This is a genomic window from uncultured Methylobacterium sp., from assembly GCF_964242245.1.
GTDB lineage: Bacteria > Pseudomonadota > Alphaproteobacteria > Rhizobiales > Beijerinckiaceae > Methylobacterium.
Genome location: NZ_CAXTBY010000005.1, coordinates 14182 through 31814, shown reverse-complemented (window position 1 = coordinate 31814; position 17633 = coordinate 14182). Strand labels below are relative to the sequence as shown.

Below are 17633 nucleotides of genomic sequence, written 5' to 3'. Positions count from 1 at the left end.
CACCGCGTTGCCGCCCTGCGCCGGGCTCAGGCCGGCAGGTCGAGGCCTTCGCGCGCGAACACGGTGCGGACCGCGGGGCGCTCGGCCATGGCCCGCGCGTGGGCAGTCCAGGCGGGAAAGCGCTCGCCCATGTCGAAGCGGCAGGCGGGACCGTGGGCCCAGGTCCAGAACGTCAGCAGGTAGGGATCGACCACGCTGTAGCGGCCGTCCACGGCCCAGCCGCCGTTCGAGAGCCGCACCTCGGTCATGGTGCAGAGGTCGCCGTAGGTATCCAGAGCCTTGGCCTGGATGCCCGGAAACGCGTCCTCGTCCGTCGCGTAGCGCCCCGGCCGGCGGATGTGGGCGTAGGTCGGATGGTGGTTGGTCGAGAGCCAGCACAGCCACTCGTCGGCGATGGCCTGACCGCGCAGGTTCTCCGGCCAGAGGCCGGCGTCGGGGTGCGCGCGGGCGACGTGGCGCAGGATCGCCGAGTTCTCGGTGAGCACCCACGCGCCCTCGACCAGGGCCGGCACGCGGCCGCGCTCGTTGATCGCGAGGTATGCCGCCCCGCGCTGGTCGCCGGCCTGGAGGTTCAGGCGCACGGTCTCGTAGGGGGCGCCCGCCTCCTCCAGCGCGATGTGGGAGGCGAGCGAGCAGGCGCCCGGGGCGTAGTAGAGAGTAGGTCCGGTCATGACTCGCGTCTCGTGTCTAGAAATCGAGAGATAGGCCGATCACAGTCGCGATCTTGCGGTGAATCACGTCGAGAATCTTGTCGGGCACGCCGCCGATTTGGCGGAAGCCGCGCCTCGTGCGATCCGCGCTGGGGATCTGGTCGGTCAGGATCGCGCCCTACACCACGAGGCTCGGCGGCAGAAAGACTTTCATCGGCCACGGCCGGATGTTCTGTGTGATCGGACAGACGATGGATGCGGTACCACGCTGGTGGAAGTCGCGGTCGGTCAGGACGAGAGCGGGCCTTGCGCCGGCCTGTTCGTGACCGAGCGTCGGACGCAGATCAACTCAGACCGGATCGCCGGCATCCGGTGGATCAAGTCGCTGCGCGTCCGTCGTCACGGATGATCTCGGCGCCGACGTCCGGTCCCCAATCGACCAGTTCCGGCCGATACGACGGTCCGAGCCGATCCATTTCGGCGATCATGTCTGCGAGCGTTTCGCGCTTTGAGGCCTGAGGCTTGACCTCGACGGTCTGGCCTTCGCGCAACCCGCGTTCCCGCACGTCGGCCGCCGAAATCCTGACCAGGAACTCGTCCCCCGATCGCTCCAATGCCCCTTCCATCGCGACGCTCCTCCCGCAAGCCGGCGCCCTCACCATACGCCGGTACCGCCGAAATCCCTCACATCGGCTCGGGCCCGCGCCCCATCGCGGCGATGCCGGTGCGGGAGATCTCGACGAGGCCGAGCACCGTCATCAGGCGGATGAAGCGGTCGATCTCCTCGGTCGCGCCGGTCAGCTCGAACACGAACGAGGTCAGCGTCGCATCGAGCGTCTTCGCGCCGAAGGCGGCGGCGAGCCTGAGCGCCTCGCTGCGGTGCTCGCCCTGGCCCGCCACCTTCACGAGGCAGAGCTCCCGCTCCAGGGCGCTGCCCTGGAGGGTGAGGTCGACGATCCGGTGCACCGGCACCAGCCGGTCGAGCTGCGCCTTGATCTGCTCGATCACCGCGTTGGTGCCGGTGGTGACGATGGTCAGCCGCGAGAGGTGGCGCGCCTCCTCCGTCTCCGAGACCGTCAGGCTCTCGATGTTGTACCCGCGCCCCGAGAACATCCCGGAGATGCGCGCCAGCACGCCCGGCTCGTTGTCGACGATCACGGCGAGCGTGTGCCGGTTGGTCGGCTCGATCCGGCCGGCATCGGGGTAGTGGGTGTTCATGGCGTTCATCGCGCGTCTCCTCGGATGCGGCCGGTCAGACCAGCATCTTGCCTTCCTCGGAGATCACGTCGCTCAGCTCCACGCCGGTCTCGCCGAGATAGTCGGAGAGCAGCATCTCGTTGTGCGCTTTTCCTGAGGGGATCATCGGGAAGCAGTTTTCGGTCTTGTCGACGATGCAGTCGAAGATCACCGGGCCGTCATGGGCCAGCATCTCCGCGATCGCCCCGTCGAGCTCGCCCGGCTTGTCGCAGCGGATGCCCTTGGCGCCGTAGGCTTCCGCCAGCTTCACGAAGTCCGGCAGGCTCTCCGAGTAGCTCTGCGAGTAGCGCGAGCCGTGCAGCAGTTCCTGCCACTGGCGCACCATGCCCATGTACTCGTTGTTGAGGATGAACACCTTGACCGGCAGGCGGTACTGCACGGCGGTGGACATCTCCTGCATGTTCATCAGGATCGAGGCCTCGCCGGCGATGTCGATGACCAGCCCGTTCGGGTGCGCCAACTGCGTGCCGATGGCGGCGGGCAGGCCGTAGCCCATCGTGCCGAGGCCCCCCGAGGTCATCCAGCGGTTCGGCTCCTCGAACTTGAAGTACTGCGCCGCCCACATCTGGTGCTGGCCGACCTCCGTCGTGATGTAGGTCTCGCGGCCCTTGCAGGCCTCGTAGAGCCGCTGCACCGCGTGCTGCGGCTTGATGATCGTGCCGGACGGCCAATAGGCGAGGCACTCGCGCGCCTTCCAGGTGCGGATCTTGGCGAACCACCCGTCGAGGTTGGACGGCTCGGGCCGTGCGGGGAGCGCCCGCCACGCCTCCAGCATGTCGGCGAGCACCGAGGCGCAGTCGCCGACGATGCCGACATCGACCTTGACCACCTTGTTGATCGAGGAGGCGTCGACGTCGACGTGGATCTTCTTCGAGAACGGCGAGAACGCGTCGAGGCGGCCCGTGATGCGGTCGTCGAAGCGGGCGCCGACGCAGATCATCACGTCGCATTCGTGCATCGCGAGGTTGGCCTCGTAGGTGCCGTGCATGCCCAGCATCCCGAGGAATTTCTCGTCCGAGGCCGGGAAGGCGCCCAGGCCCATCAACGTGGACGTGACCGGGTAGCCGGTCTCGGCGACCAGTTCGCGCAGCAGGCGCGAGGCCTCGGGACCGGAATTGATGACGCCGCCGCCGGTGTAGAACACGGGGCGGCGGGCCTGCGCCATCAGCGCGACGGCCGCGCGGATCTTCTCGGCGTCGCCCTTCACCGCCGGGCGGTAGGTCTTGTGGCCGTCGACGGAGGGGCGCTCGTAGAGGCCGCTCGCGAACTGGATGTCCTTGGGCAGGTCGACGACGACGGGGCCGGGCCGCCCGTGGCGCGCGACGTAGAACGCCTCGTGCAGGATGCGCGGCAGGTCGTCGATCGATTTGACGAGGTAGTTGTGCTTCGTGCAGTGGCGCGTGATGCCGACCGTGTCGCATTCCTGGAACGCGTCGGTGCCGATCAGGTGCGTCGGCACCTGCCCCGTGATGCAGACGAGCGGGATCGAGTCGAGCAGCGCGTCGGTGAGCCCCGTGACGACGTTGGTGGCGCCGGGGCCCGAGGTGACGAGCACGCAGCCGACCTTGCCGGACGAGCGGGCGTAGCCCTCCGCGGCGTGCACCGCGCCCTGCTCGTGGCGCACGAGCACGTGCTTGAGGGCGTTCTGGTGGTAGAGCGCATCGTAGATCGGCAGCACCGCCCCGCCCGGATACCCGAACAGCGTGTCGACACCCTGATCCCGGAACGCCCGGATGACCATCTCGGCCCCGGTCATGACCTCGCCGCCCATCGTCTTCCTCCTTCGCCTCGTGTCCTGGTCGTCTTGCATATCGCGGGTGCGGCGCGGGCAACAAAAAAGGGCCCCGTGAGGGACCCTGCATGCGCCACCGCCCGGATCGCGGCCCTAGCTCAGGGCCGCCCCGTCAGTGGCGCTTTCGCTACGATAAGGATCGCGCGCATCGAACCCGCTTCGCAAAACCGCGCCCGCCCGAACGGCAGACCGCGTGAAGAGTGTCGGGCTTCATAACGAAGGCCGCAGGGGTGGTCAACGGGGCTCCGACGCCGCGACCGACCGGGGCCGCGCCGGGGAGACCGGCACGCGGGTGAGCGTCGCGATTGCTCGCGTGGTCCGCCCGGCCTATCAGTTTTGGGAATACCTCCCGAACGCGCGAGCCCTGATCGCCGGTGGCCCACCCCGAGACGGCCTCGCCCGACACCTACCTGCTCCTCGACGTGGCGGGCACGCCCTGCGCCCTGCCCCGCGCGGCGGCCGGAGAAATCCTGCCGTTGCCCGAGCTGTTCCGGCCGCCCGCCGCCGGGGCGTGGCTTGCCGGGTTCCTCAACCTCGGCGGCACCCCCGTGCCAGTGATCGACCTTGCCCGCCTGCTCGGCCTGCGCGCGGGAGACCACGAGCCCGACGCCTACGCCCACCTCGTCCTCAGTCCCGACGCGGCGAGCGCGCTCCTCGTCGACCGGGTGACCGACCTCGTCGCGGTCGAGGCCGACGCGGTCCGGTCCGTGGCGGACGACCGCAGCCTCAACGGCTGCGTCGCGGCCGAGATCCGGCGCGGGGACCGGCTGGTGCACGCCCTCGATCCGGCCCGCATCCTCACCGCGGAGGAGCGCGCGCGGGTCGCCGAGCTGACGCGCGCGGCCGCGGCGCGGCTCGCCGCGCTGCCGGCGGCCTGACCGGCGAGCGCGTCCCGCCATGCGCCGGCCGGCCGGCCCGAGCCCCCACGCCGATCCGGGCTACGCCCCGCTCAAGGCGCGGATCATCGCGCGCACCGGCCACCAGTACTACGCCGACAAGGACGACCTGCTGTTCGACCGCCTGCGCCGCCGCTTCAAGGCCTGCAACGTGGCCGACGCGGCGGCCTACGGCGCCCGCCTCGACGACGGGGAGGGCGAGTGGGCGGCGCTCGAGGCCGAGATCACCATCGGCGAGACCTTCTTCTTCCGCTACGCCGAGCAGTTCGCCGCGCTCCGCGAGACCATCCTGCCGGGCCTGATCGCCGGGCGCGCACCCGAGCGCAGCCTTCGAGTGTGGAGCGCGGGCTGCTCCACCGGCGCCGAGCCGTACTCGGTGGCGATCCTGCTGCACCAGCTCCTCGGGCCGGCGCTCCCCGAGTGGCGCATCGGCATCGTCGGCACCGACATCAGCATCGCGGCGCTGGCCACGGCGCGCGACGCCGCTTACGGCCGCTGGGCGCTGCGCACCCTGCCGACGGAGGAGCGCCTGCGCTACTTCCTGCGCACGCCTGCGAGCCCCGGCGCGGCCCGCGAGGGCGGGTACGCGCTCCGCCCCGAGTTCCGGCGCATGGTGCGCTTCGAGCGCCAGAACCTGATGAGCCTGCTCGACGGCACGGCGCCCGACGGCTTCCGGGACTTCGACCTGATCCTCTGCCGCAACGTGCTGATCTACTTCGGCACGGACACGGTCGCCGCGATCGTGCATGCCCTGGGGCGGCGCCTGCGGCCCGGCGGCTGGCTGCTGATCGGGCATGCGGAGCCCAGTCCCGTCTTCTCCGGCTGGCTCGACGCGGTGAACCTGCCCGGCACCGTGGCCTATCGCCGGCTGCCCGATGCGCTCGCGATGCCCCCCCTCGCCATCCGCCTGCCGGTTCGCGCCGCGCTGCCGATCGCTGCCGTCGAACCCGTTCCCCCGGCAGGGCCACCGGCGTACGGGCCGGCCCCGGTCGGCCGGTCGGCCGCGACCGTGCAGCGGCCCGATCCCCTCCCCGCGCCCGCGGATGCACCGCCGGCCGCAGCCCGGGATGTCCGGCACAGCATCCGCGCGCTGGCGGATGCGGGCGACACCGGCGCGGCGTGGCGGATGCTGCGCGAGGCCCTCGCCGCGTGGCCGACCGATGCGCCGTTACGGCTCTACGAGGGGCTGCTCGCGCAAGGATTCGGGCGCGAGGCGGAGGCCGAGCGGGCGTTCCGCGCCGCGCTCTACCTCGACCGCGGATTCGTGATGGCCCACTACCACCTCGGCCTGCTGCTCGGCGGGATCGGCCGCCCCGCCGAGGCCCGCCGGGCCCTCGACAACGCGGTCGCCCTGAGCGAAGCCCTGTCGCCGGACGCGCGCCTGCCGGAGGGCGACGGCGCCGGCGCCGGCGAGATCGCGCGCAGCGCGGCGGCCGCGCGGGACGGCATCGGACCGGGGGCGGCGTGAGCGCGGCGGACCACGTGCAGGATCAGGACGGACGAGCCCGTGCCCAGCGCGCGGCGCGCACCGCGATGCTCGCCCGCAGGGGCTCCGCGAGCCGGGAGGCGGGACCAGCCCGCGCCTACCTCGTCTGCGCCTGCGGCTCCGAGCGCTACGGGATCGTGCTGTCGGCCGTCGCGCAGGTGCTGCCGATGCGGCCCTGCACCCCGGTTCCGGGCGCGGCCTTCCCGATCCTCGGCCTCGTCGCCCTGTCCGGCCGGATCGTCAGCGTCGTCGGTCTCGCCCGCGCGCTTGCCCGCCCCGGCGCTGGCCGGGCCGAGGCGGGGCACCTCGCGGTCCTGCGCGCCGTCCCCGTCCCGGTCGCGCTCGCCGTCGACCGCGCCCTCGGCATCGCGCACCTGTCGGAGGCGGACGCGCCGTCCGCCGGATTCGGCAGCGCGGCGGTTTCACGCTATGCCGCCCCCGATTCCGGCGCCGCTGGCGTGGGCGACTTCGTCGTCATCGACCTGCCGCGCCTGCTGCGGCGCATCCTGCCTTAGAGCATTTTCTAGCGAGGTGGTTGCCGGCTCGCGTGAAGAAAATGCGACCCCACAAGAGGATAGAGCACTTTCCATGATCCTTGGATCATGGAAAGTGCTCTAGACCCTGGGCGGCTCGGCGGCTCCCCCGCCGGCCGCCGGTTTCGGAGCATCACCCGCCTTGTCGCTCTCCATCGGGAAACGGATCCTCCTCGGCTTTTCCGCCGTCACCGTGGTGATCGTGGCGCTGGGGCTCTACGCCATCGGTCAGATCGGGGCGGTCCGCGACGCCACCGACAAGATCGTCACCCGCGACCTCGTGGTGCTGAGCCAGCTCGACGTGCTCGGCAATCAGGTGCGCGACCTCGGCATCCTGCGCCGCAACGCCGTGATCGCCACCCTGATGCGGGCGCAGGGGCGCACGGTGCGCGACGAGGACATCCTCACCCCGTGGCGCCGCATCGCGACGGCGATCGACACCCTGTTCGCCGACTTGCTCCGGGAGACGGGCGAGTATCGCACCCGGGCGATCTCGGCCGATCGGATGGCGGCCTGGGACCGGCTCTTCTCCATCCTGAACCAGGCCGCCGAGACGTATCGCCCCTACCGGGACGGCAGCGAAGCGCAGCTCACGGCCGCGGTCGCCGGCGACATCCCGGCCGTCGAGGGCCGCAACGACGACGTCGGCCGCCTCTACGAGGCGACGGTGGCGGGCGTCGAGCGCGCCCGCCTCGCCCTCGACGACAGCATCGGCACCGGCCAGCGCGGCGTCGCCGACCTGTACGAGCGCTCGCGCCTCTCGATCCTGCTGACGCTCGCCGCCAGCCTCCTCCTCACCGTCCTCGTCACGGCCCTGATCAGCCGCGCCGTGGTGCGCCCGATCGAGGCGGTGATGCAGTTCGCCGAGCGCGTCGGCGCGGGCGACCTGTCCGGCACGCTCCCGGCCAGGGGTGGGGACGAGGTCGCGCGGCTGGCCCGCACCCTCAACGGCATGGTGGCGGGCCTCTCCGACCTCGCCCGCACCAACCGCGCCGCGACCGCCGACCTCAACGCCGCGGCGGCCGAGATCCGCGCCTCGGCCCAGCAGCAGGCGGCGTCGGTCGAGGAGCAGTTCGCCGCCGTGCAGGAAACGGCGGCGACGGTCGATCAGATCACGCATTCGGGCGCGCAGATCTCGAAGCGCGCGGGCGAGGTGATCGCCACCGCCCAGGCCACCGCGCAGACCTCGCGCCAGGGCCTGCGCGCGGTCGCCGACACCGCCAAGGCCATGGACGCGATCCGCGAGCAGGCCGAGGCGGTGGCCGGCAACATCGTGACGCTCTCGGAGAAGACGCAGACGATCGGCGACATCATCGAGACGGTCAACGACATCTCCGAGCGCACCCACCTGCTGGCGCTCAACGCCGCGATCGAGGCGGCGGCGGCCGGCGAGAGCGGGCGGAGCTTTGCCGTCGTCGCCTCCGAGATGAAGCTGCTCGCCGATCAGGCCAAGGGCGCGACGACGCAGGTGCGCGCCATCCTCTCGGAGATCCAGCGCGGCATCAACACCTCGGTGATGCTGACCGAGGAGGCGGTCAAGCGCGCCGTCGCGGGCAAGTCGCGCTCCGACACCACGCAGCGGACGATCGAGGAGATCACCGCCCGGGTCGAGGAGAACGTCCAGACCTTCCAGCAGATCGTCGCGTCCACGAACCAGCAGCAGCTCGGCATCGAGCAGGTGATGGGCGCGCTCCAGAACATCCGGCAGGCGAGCCAGCAGACGGCGGCCGGCACCCGCGAGGTCGAGGCGGCCTCGGCCAACCTCACCGAGTTGGCGCAGGCGCTGATGGCGCTCGCCGAGCGCTACCGGCACTGAGCCGGGTGGAGCGATGGGAAGCCCGGTTCGCGTGAGGACGAGACGGCGGCGCGAAATGATCGCCGGGGGCTGGACGCGTGGGCGCTCGGGTGCCCCCCGCCTGCCCGGCGCGCCCGCGTGACCGACATCCGCCAGCTCCTGCTCGCGGCCTTCGAGGTCGAGCATCGCGAGCACATCGACGCGATCCGGGCGGCGCTCGGGGCCGCGGGGACCGGCCGCGTCCCGGACTGGAACGACATCTTCCGGCGCGCGCACAGCCTGAAGGGCGCTGCGCGTGCCGTCGACCTGCCGCCGGTCGAGGCGGTGGCGCACCGGCTGGAGAGCCTGTTCGAGCGGGTCGGCGCCGGCGCGGCGCTGGATCGGGACGCGGCTGCCGCGACGCACCTGGCCCTCGACCGGATCGAGGCCTTCGTCGCCGGGATGAAGGCCGATCCGAACATCGCGATGCCGTCCGACGCTCTTGAAGCGCTCGACCGATGCCTCGCGCCGCCCGCGGACGCGGGGACCGCCCCCGATGCCGGGACGCCCTCCATCCCGCGAGCGGATCACCGGCTGACCCCGAAGCCGGAACCTGCCGCAACGCCGCTCCCGCCGATCGAGCCCGCGCCCGAGACCGGCCCGTCGCTCCTGCGCGTGCCGGCCGAGACGGTCGAGGCGCTGGCTCGGGCGAGTCACGCGCTGACGAGCACCCTCGGGGGCGAGGCGGTTATCGCCGACGGGCTCGCCCGCCTCGCGCGGGCGTCGGACGATCTGCGGCGCAGGGCCGAGGCCCTGCACGGTCGCGGTGCCGTCGCGACCCTCGTCCGCGTCCTGCGGTCGAGGACGCGGGCCGAGGCGACCGATGAGGTCGCCGCGGCGCTGGAGGCGATGCGCCTGGAATTGCGCGGCTTCGAGGCGGGCCTCGCCCGCCTCGCCCGCGATGCGGCCGATCTCGCCCGGCGACAGGCCGCCGCCGCGGCCGCGGTCGAGGGCTCCGCCGCCCGCGTCAGGATGCAGGCCGAGCGCCTCGCCCTGGTGCCGGCCGAGACCGCATTCGGGGGCTTTGCCCGGTCGCTGCGGGACACCGCACGGGACGAGGGCCGGGAGATCGATCTGACGGCGCACGGCCTCGACCTACCCGTCGACCGCGGCATGCTGCAGGCGTTGAAGGACCCGGTGCTGCACGCCCTGCGCAACGCCCTGAGCCACGGTGCGGAAAACCCCGGGGTGAGGGTCCGCGCCGGCAAGCCTGAGGCCCTGTCGATCCGGCTCGCTGTGGCGATCCACGGCGGTCGCCTCGTCGTCTCGGTCGAGGATGACGGCCCCGGGCCGGACCTCGCCGCCATCGCGGCGACCGCGCGCCGCCGCGGCTTGCTGGCGCCCGACGACGCCGCGGACGCAGCGACCCTGCTCGGGCTGGTGTTCGAGCCGGGCTTCTCCACCGCCGCCGCCGTCGACGCCCTGTCCGGCCGCGGCTTCGGGCTCTCGGTTGTGGCGGATGCCGCCCATGCGCTTCAGGGCAGCGCGTGGCTTGAAGCCCGCGCGCCCTGGGGAACCGCGCTCACGATCAGCGTTCCGGTCTCGGCCGTCCTTCGCCCGATGCTGCTGGTCGAGGCGGGCGGCGCGACCTACGCGCTGCCCGCCGCCGCGGTCGAGCGGCTGCTGCGCCTCGACCGGGCCGGCCTGTCCCGCGCCATGGGCCGGCCGGTGCTGCGTCTCCCCGGTCCGGAGGGTGCCCACGAGAGCGTCTCCGTCATCGCCCTGAGCGAGCTCCTCGGCGGCGACGTGCCGTCGGGTGCGAGCCTGACGGCGATCCTGGTGCGGGCCGGCGCACACCGGGTCGCGCTGGCCGTCGACAGCTTGCAGGACGTGCGCACCTTCCTCGTGCTGCCGGCCCCCGCGTTCGGTGCCGGTCCCGGCCTGGTCTCGGGCACCGTGATCCTGCCCGGCGACGTTCCTGCCCTCGTCCTCGACCCCGAAAGCCTCGCGGCGCGGGCGGCGCAGGTGGGTGCGGCGACGCTCCTCGAACCGGGGGAGAGTCCGGGCGGAACGATGCCCGAAGCGCCACGTTCGACACGGCGCGCGACGATCCTCGTCGTCGACGACTCCATCACCACCCGCACCCTGGAGAAGGGCATCTTGGAAGCCGCCGGCTACCGCGTCGTCGTCTGCGTCGACGGGCAGGACGCCCTCGATCGTCTGCGCGCCGACATCGAGGCGGTGGACCTCGTGCTCGCCGACGTCGAGATGCCGCGGCTGGACGGCTTCGGCCTGCTCCGGGCGATCCGGGCCGAGGCGCGGTTCGCCCGCCTGCCGGTGGTGCTGATGACCTCGCGAGGCGATGCCGACGACGTGGCGCGCGGCCTCGACCTCGGCGCCGACGCCTACCTGACCAAGCAGAAGTTCGACCAGCGCCAGCTCCTCGACACGATCGGCCAGTTGCTGTGAGCGCGCCGGTGCGCGTGATGCTCGTCGAGGACAGCCTCGTGGTGCGCGAACTCCTGCGCCACATCGTCTCCCGCGATTCCCGCCTCGACCTCGTGGCGGCCGTCGTCTCGGGCGAGGAGGCGCTCGCCGCGATCGAGACGGTGCGGCCCGACGTGATCTCGATGGACATCCGCCTGCCCGGCATCGACGGCCTGGAGACCACCCGGCGGATCATGGCCGAGCGCCCGACGCCGATCGTGGTGGTGGCGGATTCCGTCGAGGATTCCTCGCTGCGGATCTCGATGAACGCGCTCCGGGCCGGGGCGCTCGCCGTGGTCGAGAAGCCGGTGGCGACCACGCATGCGGGCTACGACGCGGTCGCCGGCGAGATCTGCACGCAGCTCCGCATCATGGCGCAGGTGCCGGTGATCCGCCGCCGGCCGATCGGAGCCGGGTGGCTCGGCCGCGCGGCCGACCCCGTGCCGTCGCCCGTGCGATCCGAGCATCCGACCGTCCTGGCGCTCGCCGCCTCGACCGGCGGCCCACCCGCCCTCGCCCGCGTGATCGGCGCCCTGCCGGAGACGTTTCCGCTGCCGGTGCTGGTGGTGCAGCACATGGGCGCGGCCTTCATGGACGGGTTCGCGCACTGGCTCGACGGTGTCGTCCCGATGCCGGTCGCGATCGCCCGCGACGGCGAGCGGGCGCAGGCCGGGCGCGTCTACGTCGCGCCGGGCGACCGCCACCTCGAACTCGGCGCAAGCCGTGCGCTGCGCATCCTCGACACCCTGCCGGTCTCCGGCCAGCGCCCAGCAGCGACGGTGCTGTTCCGCTCGCTCGCCCGCCAAGCGGGCGCGTCCGGTATGGGCGTGCTGCTCACCGGCATGGGCGAGGACGGGGCGGCGGGCCTCCTCGACATGCACGCCGCCGGCGCCCAGACGGTGGCCGAGCACGAGAGCACCGCGGTGGTCTACGGCATGCCGGCCGCCGCGGTGCGCCTCGGAGCCGCCCGCAGGGTCCTGCCGCTCGACCGCGTCGCCGCCCATCTCCTGCGGCTGGCCCAGCCGGACGCCGGCCCATGAGCGGTGCCGCGCCCGGAGCCCCCCGCATCCTCCTCGTGGAGGATTCGGAGACGCAGGCCCTCGAACTGCGCCTGCTTCTGGAGGGCCACGGCTTCCACGTCGAGCGCTGCCCGACGGCGGAAGCGGCGCTCGACCACCTCAACCTCGGCCTGCCCGACCTCGTGGTGGCGGACTATCATCTCCCGGGCATGAACGGCGACGAGCTGACCCGCCAGCTCCGCCTGTCGCTTCGCACCCGGGCCCTGCCGCTCTTGATGCTCACGAGCGCCCGCGACGGCGAGCGCCAGGGGCTGGAGAGCGGCGCCGACGCCTACGTCGCCAAGTCGGGCGACCGCGATCTGCTGATCCTGCGCATCCGCGCGCTGCTGCGCGAGCGCATGGGCGGGCCTGGGCCGGGCGGCGCTCAGACGCCGTCGGCCGCCGCCTTCCGGCGCGGGCGCGTGCTGGTCGTCGACGGCAGCGCCACCTACCGCACCTTCCTCGCCGGCCTGCTCGCCCAGGACGGCCACGCCGTCACCGGCGCCGCCGGGCCGGCCGAGGCGCTCGCCGCCCTCGACGCGGAGGGTGACGCAGGCGGCGGCGCAGCGTTCGACTGCGTCACCGTCGACCTGCATGGCCCCGCCTACGACGGCCTGTCGCTCTGTCGTGCCATCGACCAGCGGCGGGGTGCGCAGGTGGCGGGGGCGGGTTTCCACCTCGTCGGGGTGTCCGGCAGCAGCCCCGCTAAGGACTTCCTGGTGCAGGCCTTCGCGGCCGGCGCCGACGACGTGGTCTCGAAGGCCGACGGCGAGGTTCTCGCCCTGCGGGTGCGCGGACTCGTGCGCCGCCGCTTCCTGGAGGAGGACGACCGCCGCATCGCCGGTGAGTTCGGCGCGCGTCAGCAGGCGGTGGAGCATGCGCGCGCCGAGGCCGAGGCGGCCGAGGCCCGCGCCCGCCTCGCCGACGCCCTGGAGCGGGCCAACGACGACCTGGCGCTCGCCAACCGCAGGCTCACCGACGCCCAGGCCAAGCTCGTCCAGGCCGCCAAGATGGCCTCGCTCGGCGAACTGGTCGCCGGCATCGCGCACGAGATCAACAACCCGCTGGCCTTCATCCTGGCGCATCAGGGCACCGTCGAACGACTGCTCGGAGACCTCCCGGTCCAGGAGTCCGACGCGGCGGCGCAGCGGGCGTTGACCAAGGCCCGCGACCGTGTCGGCTCGATGCGCATGGGCCTCACCCGAATCCAGAACCTCGTCCTCAATCTCCGGAAATTCTCGCGGCTCGACGAGGGCGAGCGCTCCCTCGTCAACGTGCCCGAGGCGATCGAGACGGTGCTGGCGCTGATCCAGCACAAGCTCGGCACCGGGATCGGCGTCGAGCGCGACTTCTCCGGGCGGCCAGAGATCCACTGCACGCCGGCGCTCCTCAACCAGGTGGTGATGAACATCCTCGGCAACGCCGCCGACGCCATGCCCGCGGGCGGCACCATCCGCGTCGCCACCGAGACCCTGCCCGACACCGACCTGATCCGGATCAGCGACACCGGCCCCGGCATCCCCGAGGACCTGCGGGAGAAGATCTTCGAGCCGTTCTTCACGACCAAGCCCGTCGGCGCCGGCACGGGGCTGGGCCTCGCGATTGCCTACAGCGTGGTTCAGGCGCATAGCGGCTCGCTCACCGTGGAGACGGCGCCGGGAGGAGGAGCCTGCTTCGTGATCGGAATTCCGCGGCAGGCGGCGCGCGCATGACCAGAGGCACGATCCTGGCCGTCGATGACGAGCCGGATATCCTGATCGCCCTCGAGGACCTGTTCGAGGACACCTACCGCGTCGTCACGACGACGAAGCCGGCCGAAGCGCTGTCGATCCTGCGGTCAGACCCCGACATCGCGGTCGTGCTCTCGGACCAGCGCATGCCCGGCATGACCGGCGACGCGCTGCTCGCCGAGGTCCGGACCTTCCACGACGCCCAGGCGATCCTGCTCACGGGATACGCCGACATCACCGCCGTGATCGGCGCGCTCAACCGCGGCGGCATCATCGGCTACGTCACCAAGCCGTGGGATGCGGCCCTGCTGCTCGGCACCGTGCGCAACGCCTTCGAGCGCCATCGCCTCGGACGCGATCTCGCCACGGAGCGCGCGTTGCTGCTCGGACTTCTCGACCATTCCGAGGACGCGATCTCGTTCAAGGACGCGGACGGGCGGTTCCTGCGCCTCAACGCCCGCAAGGCGGCACTCCTCGGGCAGGACGTCGCCGCCTGCCTCGGGCGGCGGGAGGGGGACCTGTCGGGCGCGCGCGCCGCCGAGAGCGCGCAGGCGGATGCCGCCGCGATCCGCTCCGGCGAGGTCGGCGATATCGTCTCGGCCGAAGGGCCGACCGGCGCCGAGCGCTGGAGCCACGTGGTCCGCGTGCCGATCCGCGGGGTCTCCGGCGCGGTCGCGCACTTGGCCACGATCGAGCGCGATGTCACCGAGCAGAAGAGCCTGGAGGCGCGCCTGCGCCAGTCCGACAAGATGCAGGCGCTCGGCACGCTCGCCGGCGGCATCGCGCACGACTTCAACAACCTGCTCACCGCGATCCTCGGCAGCCTCGAACTGGCTGCCCCGAAGGTCCAGGACCAGCCCCGCGTGCAGCGGCTGATCGAGAACGCCCGCGGCGCGGCCGAGCGCGGCGCGTCGCTGACCAAGCGCCTCCTCAGCTTCAGCCGCGCCACCGACCTGCAGGCGCGCCCGACCGACGTGAACGCCCTCGTCGAGGGTATGAACACCCTGTTCGGGCGCAGCCTCGGCGGCCTCGTCACGGTGGAGACCCGGCTCGATCCCGCACTGCCCCCGGCCCAGGTCGACCCGGACCAGCTCGAACTCGCGATCCTCAACCTCTGCATCAACGCCCGCGACGCGATGCCGGACGGCGGGGCGATCACGATCGCGACCGCCGCCCTGCGCATCGAGGACGACCCGGACATCGAAGCCGGCGATTACGCCGTCGTCTCGGTGGCCGATGCCGGCGCGGGCATCCCGCCGGAACTCCTCGCGCGGGTCTGCGAGCCGTTCTTCACCACCAAGGCCGTCGGCCAGGGCACCGGCCTCGGCCTCGCCATGGTGTTCGGCCTCGCGCAGCAATCCCGCGGGCGCCTGCGCATCGAAAGCGAGGTCGGCCGCGGCACCCGCGTCGAGCTTGCCCTGCCCCGGGCCGTCGCTGCGGTGGGAGCCGTCGCTGCCGAGCCGGCCCCTCCCGTGGCGATGCGCAGCGCCAGCATCCTCGTCGTCGACGACGACGCGGAGGTCCGCCACGTCACGGCCTCGTTCCTCAACGGCTTCGGCTACACCGAGACCGAGGCGGCGGACGGCGCCGCGGCGCTGGCATTGCTGGAGCGGCGGCGCTTCGACCTCGTCGTCGCCGACCTCGCGATGCCGGGCATGACCGGCGTCGAGCTCGCCGCCGAGGTCCGCAGCCGCTGGTCGGAGGTGCCCGTCCTGATCGTCACCGGGCATGCGGAGGCGGTGCAGATCCCGCGGGACCTGCCGGTGCTGACGAAGCCCTTCCAGTCGGCCGAGCTGGCTCGGCGTGTTTCCTCGCTCCTCGGGCCTGCGGGCGCTGCCTGATACCCTGTCCGGTTGATCGGTTCGGGAGCGTCGCCGCCCGTCATCCGCGCGTCCTTCCCTCTTTCCCAAACACATCTCGGGCTTGCCCGAGATGCGCATTGTGGATGCCCCAATCGGGTAAGCCCGACTTGGGTGGTGAGAGGATGGCCCGCGCGCGAAGCCGGTTGAGGAGAACGACCTCTCCGGCCCCGTCGCGCCCCTCACCCGACCTTCGCTGACGCGACGCCCGCCCCACAGAGGCTTGCGGATGCACGCATCGCTCCACGCGATCCGGACATGGCGCGGGTTCCCACACCCTTCGCGGGAGAAGGACAGGGTGAGGGATGAGAACGCACCGGAGAGGTCACGCCCCTCACCCCAGCCCTCTCCCATCCAAGTCGGGCCTGCCCGACTTGGACATCCGCATTGCCCATCTCGGGCAAGCCCGAGATGTGTGGGGAGAGGGGGCCGCCCGGCGCTTCGCCCGATCCACGCAGCACCGGTCTCAAGATGTGTGAGTCCGCAAGCTCGCAGAGTGTGGAGCGAGCGCACGCAACCGAACCGATCAACCGGAAACCGTATGCGACAGCTTGGAGCGTTCCGGCTCCCGCTCGATCGCAGCGCGGCTCCAGGGTCTTGCGGCATCAGGTACAAGGGCAGCGACGGTCGTTTCTCAGCCTCCGAACACCGAGGTCAGCACCTCGCCGCCGCGGTTGATCGCGACTTCCCAGGCGTTGAGGGCGTTGCGGGTGGCCCGATCGATGTCCTTGGTGGACGTGACCGGCAGGCCGTTGATCGCGACCACCATGTCGCCCGTCCGGAGGCCGGCGCGGGCCGCGATCGAGTTCTCGTCCACCGCCTGCACGGCGACGCCGTCGGTGGGGAAGTCCATCATCATCTCCTCGGCGACGGCCGGCGAGGTGTTGATCAGCGTGGCACCCAGGAAGGGCGAGCGGGTGCGCACCTTCAGCACGTCGCGCGGCCGCGTCTCGGGTGCCGGCGTCAGCTTGACCGGCACGGTGGTGCGCCCGGTGCCGCGCAGGATGCCGAATTTGGTCTGGCCCTGGATGCCCTTCAGGGCGAAGCGGTAGCCGAATGCCTCCGGGTCGTCGACGCCCTGCCCGTCGACGGTGAGGATGAGGTCGCCGCGCTTCAGGCCCGCCTCCTCGGCCGGGCTCCTGGCCTGGAGGCTCGCCACCAGCACGCCGGTCGGATGGTCGAGGCCCATGCTCTCGGCGATGTCCGGGGTCACGTTCTGCACGCGAGCCCCGAGCCAGGGGCGGCGCACGGTGGTGGCGCCGTTCCGGGCCGTCTCGACCACCGCCCTGACCATGCTCGCGGGGATGGCGAAGCCGATGCCGTGGCTGCCGCCGGATTGCGAGTAGATCGCGGTGTTGATGCCCATCAGCCGGCCCTGGAGGTCGACCAGCGCGCCGCCCGAGTTGCCCGGATTGATCGCGGCGTCGGTCTGGATGAAGAACTGGTAATCCGAGGAGCCGACCTGCGTGCGGGCGAGCGCCGAGACGATCCCCTGCGTCACCGTCTGGCCGACGCCGAACGGGTTGCCGATCGCCATCACGAAGTCGCCGACCTCGAGGCTCTCGGAGTCGCCGAACGGCATCGGGGTCAGGCCGCCGGCCGGGTTCTTGATCTTGACCACGGCCAAGTCCGTCCGCGGATCGCGCAGCACGATCGTCGCCTCGAACTCCCGCCGGTCGGCCAGGGCGACGCGAACCTCGTTCATGTTGTCGATGACGTGGTTGTTGGTGATGACGAGGCCTGATTCGTCGACGATGACGCCGGAGCCGAGGGACTTCTGCGCCCGTTCGCCCGGCGCGTTGCCCGGGCCCCGCCCGCTGCCCTCCTCGCCGAAGAACCGGCGCATGAACTCGTCCATGGCGCTGGCGCGCGCGTTCGGGCGCTTGTCGATGTGCGAGGCGTAGACGTTGACGACGGAGGGCGCCGCCCGCTTCACCGCCGGCGCGAAGGAGAGCTGCACCTCGGCCTTCGCGGCCGGCACCGTCTTGGCGGGCGGGGCGTCCGGCGTCCGCGCCATCTGGGCCGGCGCCGGCGCGGCCGTGAGGAGAAGCAGGGCGGTTGCGAGGATAGACGGACGAGGCATCGAGGGCTCCGGCAGCGGGGCCACCGTG

The 17633-nt window shown here is 72.3% G+C and carries 14 protein-coding genes; 8 read left to right on the top strand and 6 right to left on the bottom strand.

The features are described from left to right. Positions 1 to 26: 26 nt before the first annotated feature. The 5 genes from ACFE8Y_RS02380 to ACFE8Y_RS02360 form a co-directional block, all read right to left on the bottom strand. Positions 27 to 671 carry a glutathione S-transferase family protein gene (locus tag ACFE8Y_RS02380; protein WP_375462784.1) on the bottom strand — a complete coding sequence of 215 codons (645 nt, stop codon included), beginning with the start codon at positions 669 to 671 and terminating at the stop codon, positions 27 to 29. A gap of 157 nt (positions 672 to 828) precedes the next feature. After that, positions 829 to 993: a type II toxin-antitoxin system PemK/MazF family toxin gene (locus tag ACFE8Y_RS02375; RefSeq protein WP_375462851.1), complete on the bottom strand. Its 165-nt coding sequence runs from the start codon at positions 991 to 993 to the stop codon at positions 829 to 831. A gap of 34 nt (positions 994 to 1027) precedes the next feature. After that, positions 1028 to 1276, bottom strand: a complete 249-nt coding sequence (locus ACFE8Y_RS02370; RefSeq protein WP_375462783.1) for a MazF family transcriptional regulator — start codon at positions 1274 to 1276, stop codon at positions 1028 to 1030. Positions 1277 to 1334: 58 nt separating this feature from the next. Next, positions 1335 to 1877, bottom strand: coding sequence for an acetolactate synthase small subunit (gene ilvN, locus ACFE8Y_RS02365; RefSeq protein ID WP_375462782.1), 543 nt, complete (start codon positions 1875 to 1877; stop codon positions 1335 to 1337). Positions 1878 to 1902: 25 nt separating this feature from the next. Continuing rightward, the gene (locus tag ACFE8Y_RS02360; RefSeq protein ID WP_375462781.1) at positions 1903 to 3678 is read right to left on the bottom strand and encodes an acetolactate synthase 3 large subunit; all 1776 of its coding nucleotides are present in this window, start codon (positions 3676 to 3678) and stop codon (positions 1903 to 1905) included. Between the two features lie 395 nt (positions 3679 to 4073). Between ACFE8Y_RS02360 and ACFE8Y_RS02355 the strand changes: the two genes are divergently transcribed. From ACFE8Y_RS02355 to ACFE8Y_RS02320, 8 genes are all read left to right on the top strand, one after another. Further along, positions 4074 to 4577: a chemotaxis protein CheW gene (locus ACFE8Y_RS02355; RefSeq protein ID WP_375462780.1), complete on the top strand. Its 504-nt coding sequence runs from the start codon at positions 4074 to 4076 to the stop codon at positions 4575 to 4577. 19 nt (positions 4578 to 4596) lie between these two features. Beyond that, positions 4597 to 6063: a CheR family methyltransferase gene (locus tag ACFE8Y_RS02350; protein WP_375462779.1), complete on the top strand. Its 1467-nt coding sequence runs from the start codon at positions 4597 to 4599 to the stop codon at positions 6061 to 6063. Next, positions 6060 to 6596, top strand: a complete 537-nt coding sequence (locus tag ACFE8Y_RS02345) for a chemotaxis protein CheW (protein ID WP_375462778.1) — start codon at positions 6060 to 6062, stop codon at positions 6594 to 6596. Before ACFE8Y_RS02350 ends, ACFE8Y_RS02345 begins: the two co-directional genes overlap by 4 nt. A 160-nt stretch (positions 6597 to 6756) precedes the next feature. Next, a complete protein-coding gene (locus ACFE8Y_RS02340) occupies positions 6757 to 8430 on the top strand; it encodes a methyl-accepting chemotaxis protein (protein ID WP_375462777.1) in 1674 nt (557 codons plus the stop codon). Between the two features lie 117 nt (positions 8431 to 8547). Continuing rightward, a complete protein-coding gene (locus ACFE8Y_RS02335; RefSeq protein WP_375462776.1) occupies positions 8548 to 10857 on the top strand; it encodes a response regulator in 2310 nt (769 codons plus the stop codon). A gap of 17 nt (positions 10858 to 10874) precedes the next feature. Continuing rightward, positions 10875 to 11915, top strand: coding sequence for a chemotaxis-specific protein-glutamate methyltransferase CheB (cheB, locus tag ACFE8Y_RS02330; protein ID WP_375462850.1), 1041 nt, complete (start codon positions 10875 to 10877; stop codon positions 11913 to 11915). Beyond that, positions 11912 to 13645 (top strand): response regulator, encoded by a 1734-nt coding sequence (locus tag ACFE8Y_RS02325; protein ID WP_375462775.1) that lies wholly within the window; start codon positions 11912 to 11914, stop codon positions 13643 to 13645. The genes cheB and ACFE8Y_RS02325 overlap by 4 nt, the downstream gene beginning before the upstream one ends. Continuing rightward, complete coding sequence (locus ACFE8Y_RS02320; protein WP_375462774.1) at positions 13642 to 15504, top strand: response regulator; 1863 nt, start codon at positions 13642 to 13644, stop codon at positions 15502 to 15504. The genes ACFE8Y_RS02325 and ACFE8Y_RS02320 overlap by 4 nt, the downstream gene beginning before the upstream one ends. Positions 15505 to 16156: 652 nt before the next feature. Here ACFE8Y_RS02320 and ACFE8Y_RS02315 read toward each other — a convergent pair. Beyond that, the gene (locus tag ACFE8Y_RS02315; protein ID WP_375462773.1) at positions 16157 to 17605 is read right to left on the bottom strand and encodes a Do family serine endopeptidase; all 1449 of its coding nucleotides are present in this window, start codon (positions 17603 to 17605) and stop codon (positions 16157 to 16159) included. Positions 17606 to 17633 lie beyond the last annotated feature (28 nt).

Bases quoted from the DNA above. Each gene is read 5' to 3' on its own strand.
- ACFE8Y_RS02380 (WP_375462784.1), bottom strand. From the start codon at position 671: ATGACCGGACCTACTCTCTACTACGCCCCGGGCGCCTGCTCGCTCGCC.
- ACFE8Y_RS02370 (WP_375462783.1), bottom strand. From the start codon at position 1,276: ATGGAAGGGGCATTGGAGCGATCGGGGGACGAGTTCCTGGTCAGGATT.
- ilvN (WP_375462782.1), bottom strand. From the start codon at position 1,877: ATGAACGCCATGAACACCCACTACCCCGATGCCGGCCGGATCGAGCCG.
- ACFE8Y_RS02360 (WP_375462781.1), bottom strand. From the start codon at position 3,678: ATGGGCGGCGAGGTCATGACCGGGGCCGAGATGGTCATCCGGGCGTTC.
- ACFE8Y_RS02350 (WP_375462779.1), top strand. From the start codon at position 4,597: ATGCGCCGGCCGGCCGGCCCGAGCCCCCACGCCGATCCGGGCTACGCC.
- cheB (WP_375462850.1), top strand. From the start codon at position 10,875: ATGCTCGTCGAGGACAGCCTCGTGGTGCGCGAACTCCTGCGCCACATC.
- ACFE8Y_RS02325 (WP_375462775.1), top strand. From the start codon at position 11,912: ATGAGCGGTGCCGCGCCCGGAGCCCCCCGCATCCTCCTCGTGGAGGAT.
- ACFE8Y_RS02320 (WP_375462774.1), top strand. From the start codon at position 13,642: ATGACCAGAGGCACGATCCTGGCCGTCGATGACGAGCCGGATATCCTG.
- ACFE8Y_RS02315 (WP_375462773.1), bottom strand. From the start codon at position 17,605: ATGCCTCGTCCGTCTATCCTCGCAACCGCCCTGCTTCTCCTCACGGCC.